Annotated in this window: 12 protein-coding genes; 8 read left to right on the top strand and 4 right to left on the bottom strand. The window is 67.0% G+C overall.

All coding sequences use genetic code 11. From position 1 onward, the window contains the following. Positions 1 to 72: 72 nt before the first annotated feature. On the bottom strand, positions 73 to 1,248 hold the full coding sequence (locus Q5H89_RS04430; RefSeq protein WP_305018094.1) for a hypothetical protein: 1,176 nt from the start codon (positions 1,246 to 1,248) through the stop codon (positions 73 to 75). 10 nt (positions 1,249 to 1,258) lie between these two features. Next, positions 1,259 to 2,953: a hypothetical protein gene (locus Q5H89_RS04425; protein ID WP_305018093.1), complete on the bottom strand. Its 1,695-nt coding sequence runs from the start codon at positions 2,951 to 2,953 to the stop codon at positions 1,259 to 1,261. 146 nt (positions 2,954 to 3,099) lie between these two features. Here Q5H89_RS04425 and Q5H89_RS04420 point away from each other — a divergent pair, with 146 nt between their 5' ends. The 4 genes from Q5H89_RS04420 to Q5H89_RS04405 all read left to right on the top strand — a co-directional run bounded on the left by Q5H89_RS04420 (position 3,100) and on the right by Q5H89_RS04405 (position 5,956). Beyond that, positions 3,100 to 4,404, top strand: coding sequence for a PAS domain-containing protein (locus Q5H89_RS04420; protein ID WP_305018092.1), 1,305 nt, complete (start codon positions 3,100 to 3,102; stop codon positions 4,402 to 4,404). Between the two features lie 62 nt (positions 4,405 to 4,466). Then, positions 4,467 to 4,826: a histidine kinase gene (locus Q5H89_RS04415; RefSeq protein ID WP_305018091.1), complete on the top strand. Its 360-nt coding sequence runs from the start codon at positions 4,467 to 4,469 to the stop codon at positions 4,824 to 4,826. Positions 4,827 to 4,886: 60 nt separating this feature from the next. Further along, on the top strand, positions 4,887 to 5,048 hold the full coding sequence (locus Q5H89_RS04410; protein WP_305018090.1) for a hypothetical protein: 162 nt from the start codon (positions 4,887 to 4,889) through the stop codon (positions 5,046 to 5,048). 140 nt (positions 5,049 to 5,188) lie between these two features. Continuing rightward, a complete protein-coding gene (locus tag Q5H89_RS04405) occupies positions 5,189 to 5,956 on the top strand; it encodes a LytR/AlgR family response regulator transcription factor (protein ID WP_305018089.1) in 768 nt (255 codons plus the stop codon). Here the strand turns inward: Q5H89_RS04405 and Q5H89_RS04400 are convergent. Further along, positions 5,953 to 8,628, bottom strand: coding sequence for an ATP-binding protein (locus Q5H89_RS04400; RefSeq protein ID WP_305018088.1), 2,676 nt, complete (start codon positions 8,626 to 8,628; stop codon positions 5,953 to 5,955). The genes Q5H89_RS04405 and Q5H89_RS04400 overlap by 4 nt on opposite strands. A 459-nt stretch (positions 8,629 to 9,087) precedes the next feature. Between Q5H89_RS04400 and Q5H89_RS04395 the strand changes: the two genes are divergently transcribed. The 4 genes from Q5H89_RS04395 to Q5H89_RS04380 all read left to right on the top strand — a co-directional run bounded on the left by Q5H89_RS04395 (position 9,088) and on the right by Q5H89_RS04380 (position 14,404). Next, on the top strand, positions 9,088 to 12,462 hold the full coding sequence (locus Q5H89_RS04395; RefSeq protein WP_305018087.1) for a T9SS type A sorting domain-containing protein: 3,375 nt from the start codon (positions 9,088 to 9,090) through the stop codon (positions 12,460 to 12,462). Positions 12,463 to 12,544: 82 nt separating this feature from the next. Beyond that, entirely contained in the window at positions 12,545 to 12,796 is a 252-nt protein-coding gene (locus tag Q5H89_RS04390) for a hypothetical protein (protein WP_305018086.1), read from the top strand. Positions 12,797 to 12,862: 66 nt separating this feature from the next. Next, positions 12,863 to 13,573 (top strand): Crp/Fnr family transcriptional regulator, encoded by a 711-nt coding sequence (locus Q5H89_RS04385; protein WP_305018085.1) that lies wholly within the window; start codon positions 12,863 to 12,865, stop codon positions 13,571 to 13,573. Positions 13,574 to 13,654: 81 nt separating this feature from the next. Next, positions 13,655 to 14,404: a helix-turn-helix transcriptional regulator gene (locus Q5H89_RS04380; protein ID WP_305018084.1), complete on the top strand. Its 750-nt coding sequence runs from the start codon at positions 13,655 to 13,657 to the stop codon at positions 14,402 to 14,404. A 44-nt stretch (positions 14,405 to 14,448) separates the two neighbouring features. Here the strand turns inward: Q5H89_RS04380 and Q5H89_RS04375 are convergent, their stop codons facing one another. Beyond that, positions 14,449 to 14,856 carry a response regulator gene (locus Q5H89_RS04375; RefSeq protein ID WP_305018083.1) on the bottom strand — a complete coding sequence of 136 codons (408 nt, stop codon included), beginning with the start codon at positions 14,854 to 14,856 and terminating at the stop codon, positions 14,449 to 14,451. Positions 14,857 to 14,879 lie beyond the last annotated feature (23 nt).

The raw sequence follows: 14,879 nt of genomic DNA, 5'->3' as shown, positions 1-14,879 counted from the left end.
TAATTGAAGCAACGCCGTTTTGGTAAGCAGCGCGACAGTGCTCCAACTACTGCCCTTGCCCAAACCAGGCAGCTAGCGGATAATGGGGTAGCGCTCGAAGGGCCGGTCTACGAACAGCTTGCGGTAGGTGGCGTGGGTTTTAATGATTTTGGCCCCGATGCTGCGCGTCGTCACGAGCATCCGGGGGTTGAAATCGCCAATCCAGTTCATCTCAATGTCGCGGTAGCCAATAACGCTGAACGGCAGCTGCGTCCAGGCCACGAGCGCCTGGTCAACGCCTTTGCCCTGAAATTCAGGTACTACGCCGTAGATAATGCCGAGCATCTTTTTGTCGCGCCGCCGCATGTAGCGCCACTGCTGCCACACAAAGCGCAGTTTGCCTATCAGGTTGAGGCGGTGGCCGATGTGCTTGAAAATCTGGTTCAGCTCGGGCAGGCTGATAAAAAAGGCCACCGGCTGCTCGCCGTGGTAGGCAAAGGCCAGCAGGCGCTCGTCGAGCACGGGCTTCAGCTCGCGCACGAGGTTGCGGGCCTGGTCCAGGGTCATGGGCTGCACCCCGGCGTGGCGGCCCCAGGCCAGGTTATACACGTGGTGAAAATCGTGGGCCAGCTTCTCGGGCTGGGCCTTGCTGGCGTAAACGAAGCGAAACTCGCCGCTGGCCTGAAAGTCGGTCAGCTTCTGGTGAAAGCTAGGGTGCAGCGGCAGCAGCACCGGCCGCCAGCAGGTGTACTGCTTGAAGTAAAGCTGGAAGCCATAGGCCTCAAACAGGCCCTGGTAATACGCTGGGTGCCAGAACATGCCGTAGTTGGGCTCGCGGTTGAAGCCGTCGATGAGCACGCCCCAGAATCGGTCGCGGTCGCCGAAGTTGATGGGGCCATCCACGGCCAGCATGCCGCGTGCCCGCAGCCAGTCGCAGGCCACGTCGAAGAGCTGGCTGGCCGCCGCCTGGTCGTTGATACACTCAAAAAAGCCCAGGCCGCCCGCCGGCAGGCTGGCATCGGTAGCCGTAGCCGTGAGCGGGTTTACAAACGCCGCAATGCGCCCGATAACCGTGCCCTGGGCATCGGTGAGCAGCCAGCGCTGCGCCTGGCCGCCCGCGGCAAACAGCTTATTTTTGGCCGGGTCGAATACGGCATCTACTTCGTTGTCGAGCGGGCCAATGTACGCCGGCTCGTGGCGGTGCAGGCGGTGGGGCAGGGCGCAAAACTGCCGCTGCCGGGCCGCCGAAAGAACTTCGAGTAAGGGCATGGCGGCAAAGTTAGGGCGTGGGCCGAGCTAAGGCCTTTTGGCCAATGGGCTCGGGGGGCAGCGGGCGGCCCAGCGAATCGCGGCGGAAGATGGACAGTGCGCGCACGCCCCCTCCGGGCCGGTAAGCCAATACTTCGGGGCCTAGCGAGTCGGCATAGGCTTGCGGGTGCCAGCGGTAGGCCGTGAAATAGTAGCGGGCGGTGCTATCGGCTACGAGCCGGATGCGGCGGCGCTGGGCGGGCTCAAGCAGCAGCCAGTTGACGTAGATAATGGGCCGCTGCGGGCCCGTAACGGTAAGGGTGGGGGCGGGGTCGTGGCGCAGCAGCCACTGCAGCCCGTAGAGGTAGCTGGCCCCCCAGTAGTCGCGCTCAAACAAGCGCTCGGCAGCCGGCGCCGGCAGGCAGCTGAAGTACACCTGCTGGTTAGGGTAGGCCAGGATGATAAAGCACAGGGCCCGCGCAACATCGGCGGCCAGCAGCAGGCCGGCCAGCCCGGCCAGCCGCGCCGCGCGGCCCCCCGCCCGCCAGGCCTGAGCCAGCGCCCGCACGCCGCGCAACGCTAGCAGCAGCAGCGCCGGATAAACAAAGTAGATGTGCCGCCAGCCATCGTACACCACCGACTTATTGAGGATAATGAGGGCCGGGGGCACTACCAGCCAGGCCACCAGCAGCGCATCGAGCCAGCCGCCCGACTGGTACAGGGCGCGCGCGCCGCGCCGCCCGAGCGTTAGCAAGCCCGTGGTTAGCCCAAGCGCGGCGAGCACCAGGTAAGCCAGGGGAGTGGTGATAAGCAGCCAGGTAGGCAGGTAGTGCCACGGCAAGGCAATGGCGCGCAGCAGCTCGCCCCGGTACAGCACCAGCCCCGGCCACGGGAAATGGGTGGTGCGGTCCAGCACTTCGAGCAGGCGCGGCCCGGGGGCGGCCCACAGGTAGGGCCAGCCCACCACCGTGAGCACCGCCGCCAGCCCGGCATAGAGCGCCAGCAGCCCCAGCCGGCGGCGCAGCGGCGTGGGCACGGCGCCCGGCGCGCCGGCTTGCAGCCCCATCGCGGCCGCCGTGAAGGCCACCAGCAGCACCAGCCCGGTGAGGCGCACATCGGCCGCCACGGCCGTGGCCAGGGCGTGCACCAGCGTGCGGCGCAGGGTGGGGCGCTGGGCCAGCCGCACCAGCGTGAGCATACCCAGCGCAAACGCCACCATAAAGCTGATATCCTTGCCGTTATAAAAAGCCTCGGCAAAAAAGCGCGGCGACAGCACCAGCGCCCCGGCCGCCAGCAGCGGCAGCCAGCGGGCCGTGGGGTAGCGCAGCCGGGCCAGCCGGTACACCACCACCAGGCCGCCCAGAAACACTAAAAATACCAGCAGGTGCCGCAGCCGGTAGTAGCCGGGCGGGTCGCCGGGATACAGCACCCGCCCCAGGGCCGCCGCCGGCAGCTCAAACGCCACGCCGTGGTCGAAGCCCGGCCAGGTGCCCTTGGGGTGCAGCGGCAGGCCGGCTGGCGTGAGGCGCTGCGCCAGGGCCTTGGGCAGCAAAAACTCGACGGCATAGTTGAGGTTAACGGCCCCGTTGTAGTGGTTGCTGGGCTCATCCCAGGTCAGGCCATAGCCCCGGTAAATACTGGCCCCCAGCAGCAGCAGGGCCCCTAGCAGGCCCAGGGGCAGCCAGCGCTGCCAGCGCGGGCGGGGCGCCCCAGAATAGTTGCTCATAGGCCCGCAAGATACTGGCGCCCGCCCGGCAGTGTCCCAACCATTCGGGCCGCTAGCCAGTATTCGGAGGGGCGGGCAGGCGGCGGCCCGTCGTATCTTGCCGGGCAATCGGGCTCTTTTGCTGATAGAGGACAGTATTCAGGTTTATGAAAACTATTGATTATCAGCGCTTATTCCGAATATTGCCCGACTCGCTGCTGTTGCTGCTGCCCGATGGCACGGTGGCCGACAACTCCGATGCCCACGTGCAGGTGTCGCTGCTGCCGCGCGAGCAGGCCGTGGGGCACAATATTTTTGCCGCTTATCCATCGGCGCCCGAAAGCCAGCGCGAATTATTCGAGTCGCACGAGTACGTGCGCCAGCACCTGGTGCCCCACACCATGCCGCTGCTGCGCTACGACCTCGAACGCCCCGCCGAGCAGGGCGGCGGCACCGAGGAGCGCTACTGGCAGATAACCCACTATCCGCTCTTCGATGAGCAGGGCCGGCTCGAATACATTTTGCAGCGCCCCCAGGATGTGACGGCCCAAACCCTGGCCACCCGCCAGGTAGCTGAGGCCGCCCAGGCCCTGGCCGAAAGCCAGGCGCGCAGCCAGTTTATCCTGGATTCGCTGCCCGTGATGGTGTGGACGAATACGCCCGCCGGCCAGCCCGATTACTTTAACCCGCGCTGGCTGGCCTTCACGGGCCAAACCCTGCCCGAGCTACAGGCCAGCGACTGGCACAACCTGGCCCACCCCGACGACCAGGCCACGCTGCTGGCCGCCTGGCGCGAGGCCCTGGCCAGCGGCCAGCCCTTGCAGCACGAGTACCGCCTGCGCCGCCACGATGGTGCGTATCGCTGGGTCTTGATTCAGGCGGCACCCCGCCGGGCCGACGACGGCCACCTTACCATGTGGGTGGGCAGCGCCATCGACATCCACGCCCAGCGCCAGATGGTGGCCGAGCTGCTGCAAGCCAACGAGCAGCAGGCCGCCCTGGCCGAGCAGGCCTACGAAACCTACCAGCGAGCCGAAAGCCAGCGCCGCACCTACGACAAGCTTTTCAATGAAGTGCCCGCGCTCATCGCCATCTTGCGCGGGCCCGAGCACCGCTACGACTTCGTGAACCCCGCCTACCAGCAGGTGTTTCCGCACCGCCAACTGCTGGGCCGGGCCATTGCCGAGGCGCTGCCCGAGGTGGCGGCGCAGGGCTTAATCGGGATACTGAACCAAGTATACGCCACCGGCCAGCCCTTCCGCGACCCCGCCCTGCGCGTTGACCTGGAGCGCCAGCCGGGCACCCCGCTGCAGGAAGTCTACGTAGACTTGGCCTTGCAGCAGTTTACCGAGCAAAACCAGCCGGCCGGCATCATGGTTTTTGCCGTAGAAGTAACCGACTTGGTGCGCGCCCGGGCCGAACTGGCCGAGCTGCGCGCCCGGGGCACCGGCGGCCCGGGGGCCGCCAGCTAGCCCTAAGTGCCCTGGCAGCTGCCAGTTATCTCATTACCCCAGTTTTTCGCTTCCCTCTCCACATGGCACTTTCCCTCTTCGACTTTCAGCAGGCCCGCGTCAAGCAGGTGTTGTTCAAGTCGCGGCTGCGCTCGGTGCTGTACGGGGTGCGCGAGGCTGATGCTGCCCTTTTTTCGCCCGCCGAAAGCCCGCTGGGCCAGTGGGTGCAAACCGTGCTCAAGCCCAGCTACGGCACCCGGCCCGAGGTGCGCGAGGCCGAGCGCCTGCTTCAGCAAATGCTGCGCACCGGCCAGGACCTCACCGCCCGCTACCAGCGGGGCCAGATTGAGGAGGCCCGCGCCGGCCTCGACCAGATAAATTCGTTTGCCGACCAGATAGATGCTGTGCTGCTGGGCCTGCAAGCCAGCCTGGGCCTCAACTAGGCCGGCAACCCCGGCGCGGGCTACTACGTTTAGCAGGCGGCCTGCCCTATGCGCCCGCTTATGAAACGCACCGAAATCATTCTCCGTCAAGACCGTATCGTGTACACGCTGCTCATCGTCACGGCGGCCATTGGCCTGGCGTGGGTGCTGTGGCGGCACCAGTACCTGCTGGCCCGCACCAGCCACGGCGGCGCCCTGCCGGCTACCCAGGCCACGCGCTAGGCCCGGCGGCGCCCAGGAAGCCGCGTTTGCGCCGCCCGGCTAGGCAGGGGCCGGGCGCCCTGGCGCCAGCAGCTGGCCGGCCCCGGGTTCATGAGTAGGGGATGAACCTGTATATTACGGCCTGCTAACTCCCCTGGTCCATGTCTGCCCCCCGCGCTGCCACCTGCGTTATCGTTGATAACAACGAGATAGATGTGTACTTGACTGAGCATTTAGTCGGGCTTACCGAGGGCTTGCAGCTAGTGGCCTCTTTTACTAGCGCGCCGGCGGCGCTGGCCTTTTTGCGGGCCCACCCCGAAATAAATATGCTGCTGCTCGATGTGGAGATGCCCGAGCTGTCGGGCATGGAGCTGCTGCGGCAACTGCCCCGGCCCCACCCGGCCGTTATCATCATCAGCGGGCACCGCAGCTTCGCCATCGAGGCCTTTGACCTGCACGTGGCCGACTACCTGGTGAAGCCCGTGGAGTACCCGCGCTTTCAGGAGGCCGTGCGCCGGCTGCTGGGGCAGCCCGCACCGGGCGCGGCGGCCCTAGCCATTACTCCGCCTCCCAAAGCACCCCCATCCAACGGCCCGGGCCCGGAGGTGGTGCCGGAAAGCAACGACCTGTTTGTGAAAGTAAACAACCGGCTGGTGCGGCTCAACTTCGACGAGGTGCTCTACATCGAGGCCATGTCGACTTATTCGGTGCTGGTGACGGCCCGGCAAAAGTTTATCGTGCACTACACGCTCAAGAGCATTGCCGAGCGGCTGCCGTTTGCGCACTTTCGCCGGGTGCACCGCTCCTACATCATCAATACCCGCCTCATCGATAGCATTGAGGATAACATACTTACGCTGGCCGGCTACGAAGTACCCCTGGCCAAGTCGTATCAGGATGAGCTGCTGCACTCGCTGCGCAGCCTCTAGCCGGCGGGCGCGGCGCCCGGGTGGGGCAGGTGGGTGGTGAGGGCCTGCACCACGGCTTCTAGGTGGTCGGCCAGCTGCTGCGCGGCCTGCCCAAACGCGGTGGCGGCGGCACCCGGCCCGGCCGGCAGTGGCGGCTGCAAGGCCGCCAGGCAGCCCGCTACGTGCTGAATACCAAGTACCTGGATGGTAGAGCGCAAGTGGTGGGCTAGCCGCGCCACATCCTCCCACTGGCTGGCGGCGGCGGCGGCGCGCAGCTCGTGGAGCAGCGGCGGCGTGCTGCGCACAAACGCGTTGATAATCTTGGTGATAAGACCCTGGTTGCCCTGCGCCTGCGCCCGCAGGTACGTGAGGTCGAGGCCCACGGGCGGCGCAGCCTGGTAGGCACTAAGCTGGCGATGCAGGTCGTCTTCGGCAAAGGGCTTGAGCAGGCAATCGGCAAAGCCGGCGGCCCGGTAGCGCTCCGTGTCGGCCGGCAAGGTATTGGCCGTGAAGGCGATGGCCGGGGTGGCGGCCCGGCGCGGGTCGGGGTGCTGGCGCAGGCGGGCCAGCACCTCCAGCCCGCTTAGGCCCGGCATCTCAATATCCAGCAGCACCACGTCGAAGGCCTGGGCTTCGAGCAGGGCCAGGGCCGCGGGGCCGTCGTGGGCTTCGTGCAGGGCGGTGCCCCAGTGCGCGAGCAGGTAGCGCGCCACGTGGCGGTTCAGCTCATTGTCGTCGACCAGCAGCACGCGCAGGCCAGCCAGGCTGCCGGCCCGGCTGGGGGCGGCCACCGGCACGGCCGGGCGCAGCGTGGGCAAGGCCTTGGGCAGGGTAAGCACCAGCGTAAAGGTGCTGCCCACGCCCGGCTGGCTGGCCACGTGCAGCGTGCCGCCCATGCGCTGCACCAGCGCCCGGCAAATGCTCAGGCCCAGGCCCGAGCCGCCGTACTGGCGCTGAATGGCGGGGCTTTCCTGGGTAAAAAGCTCAAAAATCGCGTCGAGCTTATCGGCCGCAATGCCCGGGCCGCTGTCGGCCACCTCCACTCGCAGGGTCAGGTCGGCGTCGGTTTGGGCCAGCACCTGGCTGCGCACGTGCACGTGGCCGCGCTGCGTAAACTTGAGGGCATTGCCGACCAGGTTAACGAGCACCTGGCTCAGGCGGTGGCTGTCGCCCACCACCCAGGGGTAGGGCGCCGCCGGGCCGCCGGGTATCAGCTTAAAGTCGAGGCCCTTCTCGCTGGCCTGCCAGGCTAGCAGCGCCAGCGCCTCGCCGGCCACCCGGCCAAACTCAAATGGGGCCTGCTCCAGCTCCAGCCGACCGCTGGTTATGTGGCTGATATCCAGTACATCGTTCAGCACCCGAAGCAGGAAGTGGCCCGAGGTGCGCACTATGCTCAGCAACTGCTGCTGCTGGCTGGTAAGCGGCGTTTTAGCCAGCTGCTCGGCCATGCCCAGCACCCCATTGAGCGGGGTTCGAATTTCGTGGCTCATGTTGGCCAGGAAGGCTTCGCGGGCCTGGGCGGCGGTTTCGGCCGCCGCCTTGGCCTGCGCCAGCGTGTGCTGGGTGTGCTTCAGGTCGGTAATGTCGAGGCCCAGGGCCAGCAGCAGCGGCTCGCCGCCAGCGGGGGCGGGCAGCGGGCAGCTCACCGTTTGAAGCCAGCGCACCTCGCCCGAGTCGAGCGTGAGGCACTCCTCGCCGTGCCGCCCCTGGCTCGTGCGCTGCGCCTCGGCATCGGTGCGGGCAAGGGGCTGGCGCTCCGGCGCGGCCGGCGTGCCGGCCGCTGCCTGGGCCAGGGGCTGCCAGGCCGGCACCCGGCCTACGAGCGTGCGCATGGCCTGGTTCTGAAACCGAAAGCTGCCCTGCGCATCGCGCACAAATACCACCGCCGGCAGGGTATCGAGCACGGCCTGCATAAAGGCCAGCTGCTGCTCGGCGTGGTAGCGGCTGGTGGCCTCCAGCAGGTACGCATCGGCGTAGCCCAGCGCCGCGGCGGGCACCACGGTGGCCTGCCAGTGCTGGCCGGCCCCTAGCGCCAGGTCTGCCTGCACGGTGCAGGCAGTAGCCAGGGCCCGGGCCAGCGCCTCGCGCAAGGGGGCGGGCAAGGGCGCGGGCAGCTCGGGCAGCAGGCGCTTGGCGGCCGGGTTGGCATAGGCCACCTCGCCGCTGGGGTAGAGGCGCAGCACCGGGTGGGGGTTGGGGTCGGCGCAGCTGGCCAGCGCTTGCAGGGGCGTGCCGGCGGGCCGGCGGGCGCACAGCAGGTACCCGCCCCCGGCGCCGGGCAGCAAGGGGCTTATTTTCAACTCGATAGGTGGCTGGTGGTGGCGGGCCAGCGCCACGTAGCTACCGGCGGGCTGGGCCCGCAGGCGGTCGAAGGCGGTGGGCTCGGCTAGCTGAGCCCGCAGCTGGGCTTCGAGCCGCGCGGCGGGCTGGCCCTGCCAGTAGGCCGGTGGCTGCGCCAGGCCCAGTAAGCCGGGCAGCGCCGCGCCGACCAGCCGCACGTGCCGGGTAGCATCTACGAGGAGCACGCCTACCTGGGCCTCGTCGAGGCTCTGCGCCAGCAGCAGCTGCGTAGCGTCGGCTTCGTGCCTGGCGGCGGCCAGCGTCTGCCCGGGCTTTGGCGCGCGCGCCCGGGTAACCTCGTTGGTTGGCTGCCCGGAAGGGGCCGGCAAAAGACCACTGCGTTGCGCGGGCATCGTAAAAGACAATAAAAGCTTGTTAAGGTACCATAATTTTTGATATTTAGAATAAGGCGGGGTTTTGCCTGCGCTTTTTTTATGCCAATGCGCATTTCAGGTAGCTGAATACCAGAAGTTGATAGCTCAAGCCGCCGGCAAGGCTCAGAAAACGCCGAAAGCATGGGGTGCCCGCTGGCACAGCAAGACCCAGCTTCCGGATATAAACCATGAGCATTGGTAGGCAATTCGGGTGCACCCATGAGGAAGAGATTAATTTTAGCCAGCTTCTTTTTTAAGCCCTTGCCTGCAAGCCGCAACAGGCCTTGCGGCTGCCCTAGGGCGGCCGCAAGGCAGTGGCTTTTAGGGTAGTGCGTGTGCCCCAAAGCTGTGTGGCCCTGGCTGGGGCAGTAGGGTAAGCGGCACGGGCATAGCAAGAAGCAGCTGGCCAGGTTACCTCACTCTTATCCTTTCTTTGCTATGAATCAACGTTACCTTTTGCCGGTAGCCTTGCTCCGGCTGGCTTATTGGGAACGACTGCTGGGCTTGCTGCTGCTGCTAGGCCTGGCGGCGCGGCCCGGGCAGGCCCAAACGCCTTATGCGCTGGCCAACGGCGACTATTTCGAAAATTTTGCGGGTATCAGCACCTGGAGCGATGGCTTTACCAGCGGCACCGGCGCGGCGCCTTATGCGCCGGTGGGGGTGCTGGCCACGGGCAGCATACCGGGCGCCACCCGCACTACCCTCTCTAGCAGCACTTTTGTGGCGGGCACCAGCGGCGGTGTGCAAAAGGGCACCAGCCAGCCCACGGCCACGAATGCGCTGGGCTTTCTGCCCGCCGGGGCTACGGATAATACTGCGGCCGTGGCCGTGGACCTGCTGCTGGATTTTCGCACCCGCGAGGCCGGCCAGCTTTCCTTCGACTGGGCGACCCTGGCGGCCGGCAACACCGCGGCCAATGCGGCCACCAACACGCGCGTGTCTTCGCTAAGGGTATTTGCCAGTACCGATGGCAGCACGTTTCAGGAGCTAGCCGGGGCCGCCGTGCTCAACAAGACCAACAATACCCCCAACGGTACCCTCTCGGCTTACAGCAGCGTAGCGGGGGTGGCGCTGCCCGCCAGCTTTACCAACTCGGCCACGGCCCGGCTGCGCTTTTACGTGTATAATGGCGATGCCTCGGCGAGCGGCAGCACCGGCAACCGGCCCAAGGTATTGATTACCAACGTGGGCGTTACGTCTCTGCCGCTGCCCACCATCACCTCGCTTAGCCCGGGCAGCCTGGCGGCGGGCGGCGGCGGCGGCACGGTGCTGGTGAATGGCCTCAACTTTACGCCGGGCAGCGTGGTGTCGTACAACGGCGTGGGGCAGGCCACCACCTATGTATCGGCCACGCAGCTGCAAATAACCCTGGCGGCGGCCGACGTGGCTACCCAGGGCAACTACCCGGTAACCGTGGCCAACGGCACTAAGGTGTCGAACACAGTCAACCTGGTCGTCGCGGGGGCCTACTATACCAAGGCGACGGGCAACCTCAACGAGCTTAGCACCTACGGCACCAACCCCGATGGCAGCGGCCCGGCCCCCACTAGCTTTAGCACCCCGGCCCAGGTACTGCACGTAAATGGCGCGGGCCGCACCATTGCGGGCACCTGGACGGTGAGCGGCGCCGGGGCCAAGGTGGTGCTCGATGCGGGCGCGGGCGTTGTTATTCCGGCGGCGTATAATTTCACCGGCCCCCTCGACCTGGGCCCGGCTACTACCTTCGAAGTCAATACCGTGGGCCAGCAGCCCGGCGCGCAGCTAGGCACCCTGGATGCCAGCAGCACCGTGGTGTTTGCCCAGGCCGATGCCTACGTGGTGCCGGTGGTGGCCGGGCCCGGCTACGGCAGCCTGGTGCTGCGCAGCGCGGCCAAGTCGCTGGCCAGCGGCACGTTTCAGGTGCAGCGCAACCTGGTGCTGGACAACATCACCGGCTTTGGGGGCACTAGCCTGAGTTTGGGCGGCAGCCTCACGCTGCTAGGGCCAGTGAGCTTCGATGCCAGCCGCCGGCTGGCCCTCACCACTACCAACCCCAACGCCCAGCAAACCCTGAGCGGCAACGGCGTAACCCTGGAGCTGCTGAGCCTGACCACCGCCGCCGGCACGCCGGGCGTGGCCCTGGCCGCCAGCACCAACCTGCTGCTGGGCGGCCCCGGCGGGGGCGGCTACGCGCTGGCCGCCGGCTCGCAGCTGAGCGTGGGGGCCAATACGCTCAGCTTTCTGCCGGGGGGGCAGGCCAGCATCGGGGCCGGCACGGGGGTGCTGAGCCTGGACCCCGCCTCGGTGCTGGTATTCAACAAAACCGGGCCGGCGCCGCTGGGCACGCTGCGGGTGGCAGTGGGCTTCGATGTGCTGGCCGGCCTCACCCTCAATGCCAGCGGTGGGGCTAGCCCGGCGGCCAACGACCTCACGCTGGGCAGCAGCCTGCAAGTGGGCGGGCCGCTAACACTCACGAGCGGGCAGCTCACGATTGGCAGCAACACCTTGTCGCTCAACGGGCCCGTGGTAACGGGCACGCCCGGCGTGGCGCAGTTCAACGGCTCGACCAGCTCCAGCCTCTACTTTGGGGGCATGGGCGCTATCGGCACGCTGGCCTTTGCAGCGGGCACGGGCAGCTCGCTCAACAACCTGACCCTGAACCACACAGCGCCCGATACGGTAACGGCCAGGGTGGTGTCGACGCTCACGGTGTATGGGCAGCTCACGCTTAACCGGGGCAGCCTGAAGTTTACGGATGCCAACCGCCTGATTGTCAATAGTGCCGCGGCCAACATCGGCGGCGGGCCGGTGAGCTACGTGAATGCCCTGACCCGGCCCTTCGTGACCAATGCCAGCTCGCCCACCAGCAGCGTGGCGTTTCCGCTGGGCGGCGGGGCGGGCAGCTACCGGCCGCTCACGCTCACCATCACCGGCAATACCGGCACCACCTACTACACCATTCGGCAAACAGAGCGCGGGCCCACCAGCCGCACCGACCCCGCGACGCTGAAAACCGTGTCGGACGTGCGGTACTTCACCATTACGCGCGAAAGCGGCAGCAACGTCAGCGTAACCTCCTCCACCGTTAACCTGACCTACGGCGCCGACGATGGCGTAACCAACCCGCCCGGCCTGCGCGTGGCCCGCACCAGCCCCACCGACCCCACCATGTGGGAAGACCTGGGCGGCACCGGCAGCGGCAACAACACGGCGGGCACCGTGCTGTCGGCGGCCTTTGCCAACCTGGGCAGCGGGGGCGACTTTGTGCTGGCCGCCGCTGCCAGCGTCACCGGCAATCCGCTGCCCGTTGCGCTTACGGCCTTTGGGGGCCAGCGCCAGCCCGACGGCACCGTGCTGCTAACCTGGCGCACCGCTACCGAACTCAACAACGCCTACTTCGAGCTTGAGCGCAGCCGCGACGGCCTCACCTTTGGCCGCGTGGCCCAGGTGCCCGGCCAGGGCAGCAGCAACCTGCCCACCAGCTACCGCTACCTCGACCCCACCGCCCCCGTCGACCAGCTTTACTACCGCCTGCGGCAGGTCGATGCCACGGGCCAGGCCGCCTACAGCACCGTGGTAGCGGTGGGCGGCGCGGGCGCGGTGGCCGCGCTAGGGGTGTACCCCAACCCGGCCACCAGCCAGCTTACGCTGCTGCTGCCCGCCGCCGCTGTGGGCCAGCCCGTGCAGGTGCTCGACCTGAGCGGGCGCCGCGTGGCCCTGCCCAGCGGCCTGTACCCCACCGAACTCGATGTGAGCCAGCTCGCCGCCGGCACCTACCTTGTGCAGGTAGGCGCGGGCGGGGCCGGCCTCACCCGGCGTTTTGTGAAGCTCTAGCCGGCCGCTTGCCAGCGCGCCGGGTGGCTAGCCCGGCGCGCTGGTGTTTATTTGCCCTCACCCTTCTTTTTTTCTTGAAAACATGCTGCTAACCTACCCAAGCCCCACCCCCCAATGGGCGGTGGCAAACCAGGCGTTGCTTTCGCCGGCGGAAGAAACTGCCTACCTCGCCCGGCTGCGCGAAGTCGAGAATGCCCTGCTGTGCCAGGCTTTTGGCGGGCAGGTGCCCCAGCCCGGCAGCCAGCTGCGCCTGCAACGCTACCTCAACGGCGAAATTAACCGGGCCGAGGCCTTTCAGCCCGGCCATAGTGCGGCGCGCTGCTCTGCCAGCTAGGCCCGCGCTGCGCCTTGGTGCGCTACCTGTTCTTTCCCGCTCTTTCCTGCCGCTATCCTACTTGCTATGTTAAAACCAAACACCCCCAACTGCCAAAGCTGCCCTAGCCGGGGGCACAACCTGCTAAGCTGCTGCCCGGCCGCCGACATTGCGCACATTGCCCACGATAAAACCAACCACCAGTACCGGGCGGGCCAGGTTATTTTTGAGGAGGGCAGCCGGGCGGCGGGCCTGTACTGCGTGCACGAAGGCCGCGTAAAAATCACCAAATCGGGCGGCGATGGCAAGGAGCAGATTCTGCGCCTGGTGCGCTCCGGCGATGTGCTGGGCTACCGCGCTCTGGTGGCGGGCAGCCGGCACGCCACCTCGGCCGTTGCCCTGAGCGACTGCTCGGTATGCCTGATTCCGAAGCAGCTCATCAGCTCGCAGCTGAGCACCAACGCGCTGTTTAGCAGCGCCCTGCTGCAGCTGCTGGCCGCCAACCTGGGGGCCACTGCCGAGCGCATGCTGCACCTGGCCTACAAGCCCGTGCGCGAGCGCCTGGCCGAAGCCCTGCTGCTGTTGCAGCGCACCTACCACCCGGCCGGGGCGGCGGGCCAGCCCTTCACCATTGCCATCAGCCGCGACGACCTGGGCGCCCTCATGGGCACCACCAAGGAAACGACCACCCGCATGTTGTCAGAGTTCAAGCAGGAAGGCCTGATTGCCACGCGGGGCAGCGCCATTACCATACTGGCCGACGGGCAGCTGAGCAGGATAGCTACGCTCTTCGACTAGCCCCGCCGCTGCCCGCGGGCAAGCCGGCCGCCGGCTTGCCCGCGGGCAGGCGCCTTTCCCTCCCGCTACCTGTGCCTGCGTATGTCTGTTTTACTTGATAGCCAGCACCTGGCTGGCTTGCCGGGCGTGCCCCCCGCGCTGCTGGCCGAGGTGCGCCACGAGGCCGGGCTGCTGGCCCGGCGGCTGTTTGCCAGCCAGTGCCTGGTGGTGTTTGAAGTGTGGCAGCAGCAGTGCTGCTACAGCAGCCCCGGCACCACCCGCCTGCTGGGCTACGAGGCCCCCGAGCTGAGCCTGGAGCTGCTTTACCAGGCCATTCACCCGGCCGACCTGGCGGCCGTGATGCGGGGCTCGGAGCTGGCCAGCGAGTTTTTGCAGCAGTGCGGCCCGGGCCCGGGGCCGGCCGGCGAGCCCGCGCCCCCGTGCTTCAGCATCGACTACCGCTTGCGCTGCCGGGCGGGGCACTACCTGCACGTGCTGCGCCAAAACTTCATTATCGCCCAGGATGCGCAGGGCCATCCGCTGGCCACTGCTAGCCTCTTCACCGACATTACGGCCCACAAAAACACCGAGGATGTGCGCTTTAGCCTCGACCGGCCCGAGTTTGCCGGCTGGCTGGCCGCGCGCAAGGGCAAGCGCGAGGACGATGAGCTAAGCCCCCGCGAGCAGGAAATACTGCGGCTCATTTTGGCCGGCAAAACCAACGCGGCCATTGCCGAAAAGCTGTTTATCAGCTACTTCACCGTAAAAACGCACCGCCGCAACATCCAGCGCAAAATCAAGTCCAACAACATCAGCCGGCGCCTGGCCCACCTCGGGGTGGGCATAGTGTAGGGCCCGGGCCGTGGGCGGGTGGCTAGCCGCCCGCCCACGGCCCGCTACTCCGGAAAGTGCAGCTGCAAAATAGTCTGGAGCTTTTCGGCGGTGAGGGGCTTGCTCACGAGCCCGGCAATGGGCAGCGCCTGCATACGGGCCAGGTCGCGGCCGTCGAGGCTGGTAGTCAGCATTACAATGGTGCTGGCCTGCTGGCGGGCCGGTGGCAGCTGCTGAAAGGCTTCCAGAAACTCCAGGCCATCCATCACGGGCATATTGATATCGAGCAGAATGAGGGCGGGGGCAGGGGCTTCGGGTGCCTGGGCGCGCTCGCCGAGCAGGGCCAGGGCCTCGGCCCCGTTGTGCGCCACCAGCAGGTGGTCGGTAAGCTGCAATCGCTTGAGCAGCAGCTCATTGAGGAAATTAGTCGTCGTATCGTCGTCAACTAGCAGTACGCTGGAGAGCTTTGGCATAGGAGGAAGGCAGCTGCCTCGCC

The organism is Hymenobacter cheonanensis (assembly GCF_030581075.1).
In the GTDB taxonomy this organism is placed as follows: Bacteria; Bacteroidota; Bacteroidia; order Cytophagales; family Hymenobacteraceae; genus Hymenobacter.
This window is presented reverse-complemented; position numbering and strand designations above follow the sequence as displayed.

Bases quoted from the DNA above. Each gene is read 5' to 3' on its own strand.
- Q5H89_RS04390 (WP_305018086.1), top strand. From the start codon at position 12,545: ATGCTGCTAACCTACCCAAGCCCCACCCCCCAATGGGCGGTGGCAAAC.
- Q5H89_RS04415 (WP_305018091.1), top strand. From the start codon at position 4,467: ATGGCACTTTCCCTCTTCGACTTTCAGCAGGCCCGCGTCAAGCAGGTG.
- Q5H89_RS04420 (WP_305018092.1), top strand. From the start codon at position 3,100: ATGAAAACTATTGATTATCAGCGCTTATTCCGAATATTGCCCGACTCG.
- Q5H89_RS04425 (WP_305018093.1), bottom strand. From the start codon at position 2,953: ATGAGCAACTATTCTGGGGCGCCCCGCCCGCGCTGGCAGCGCTGGCTG.
- Q5H89_RS04405 (WP_305018089.1), top strand. From the start codon at position 5,189: ATGTCTGCCCCCCGCGCTGCCACCTGCGTTATCGTTGATAACAACGAG.
- Q5H89_RS04400 (WP_305018088.1), bottom strand. From the start codon at position 8,628: ATGCCCGCGCAACGCAGTGGTCTTTTGCCGGCCCCTTCCGGGCAGCCA.
- Q5H89_RS04430 (WP_305018094.1), bottom strand. From the start codon at position 1,248: ATGCCCTTACTCGAAGTTCTTTCGGCGGCCCGGCAGCGGCAGTTTTGC.
- Q5H89_RS04385 (WP_305018085.1), top strand. From the start codon at position 12,863: ATGTTAAAACCAAACACCCCCAACTGCCAAAGCTGCCCTAGCCGGGGG.
- Q5H89_RS04380 (WP_305018084.1), top strand. From the start codon at position 13,655: ATGTCTGTTTTACTTGATAGCCAGCACCTGGCTGGCTTGCCGGGCGTG.
- Q5H89_RS04410 (WP_305018090.1), top strand. From the start codon at position 4,887: ATGAAACGCACCGAAATCATTCTCCGTCAAGACCGTATCGTGTACACG.
- Q5H89_RS04375 (WP_305018083.1), bottom strand. From the start codon at position 14,856: ATGCCAAAGCTCTCCAGCGTACTGCTAGTTGACGACGATACGACGACT.
- Q5H89_RS04395 (WP_305018087.1), top strand. From the start codon at position 9,088: ATGAATCAACGTTACCTTTTGCCGGTAGCCTTGCTCCGGCTGGCTTAT.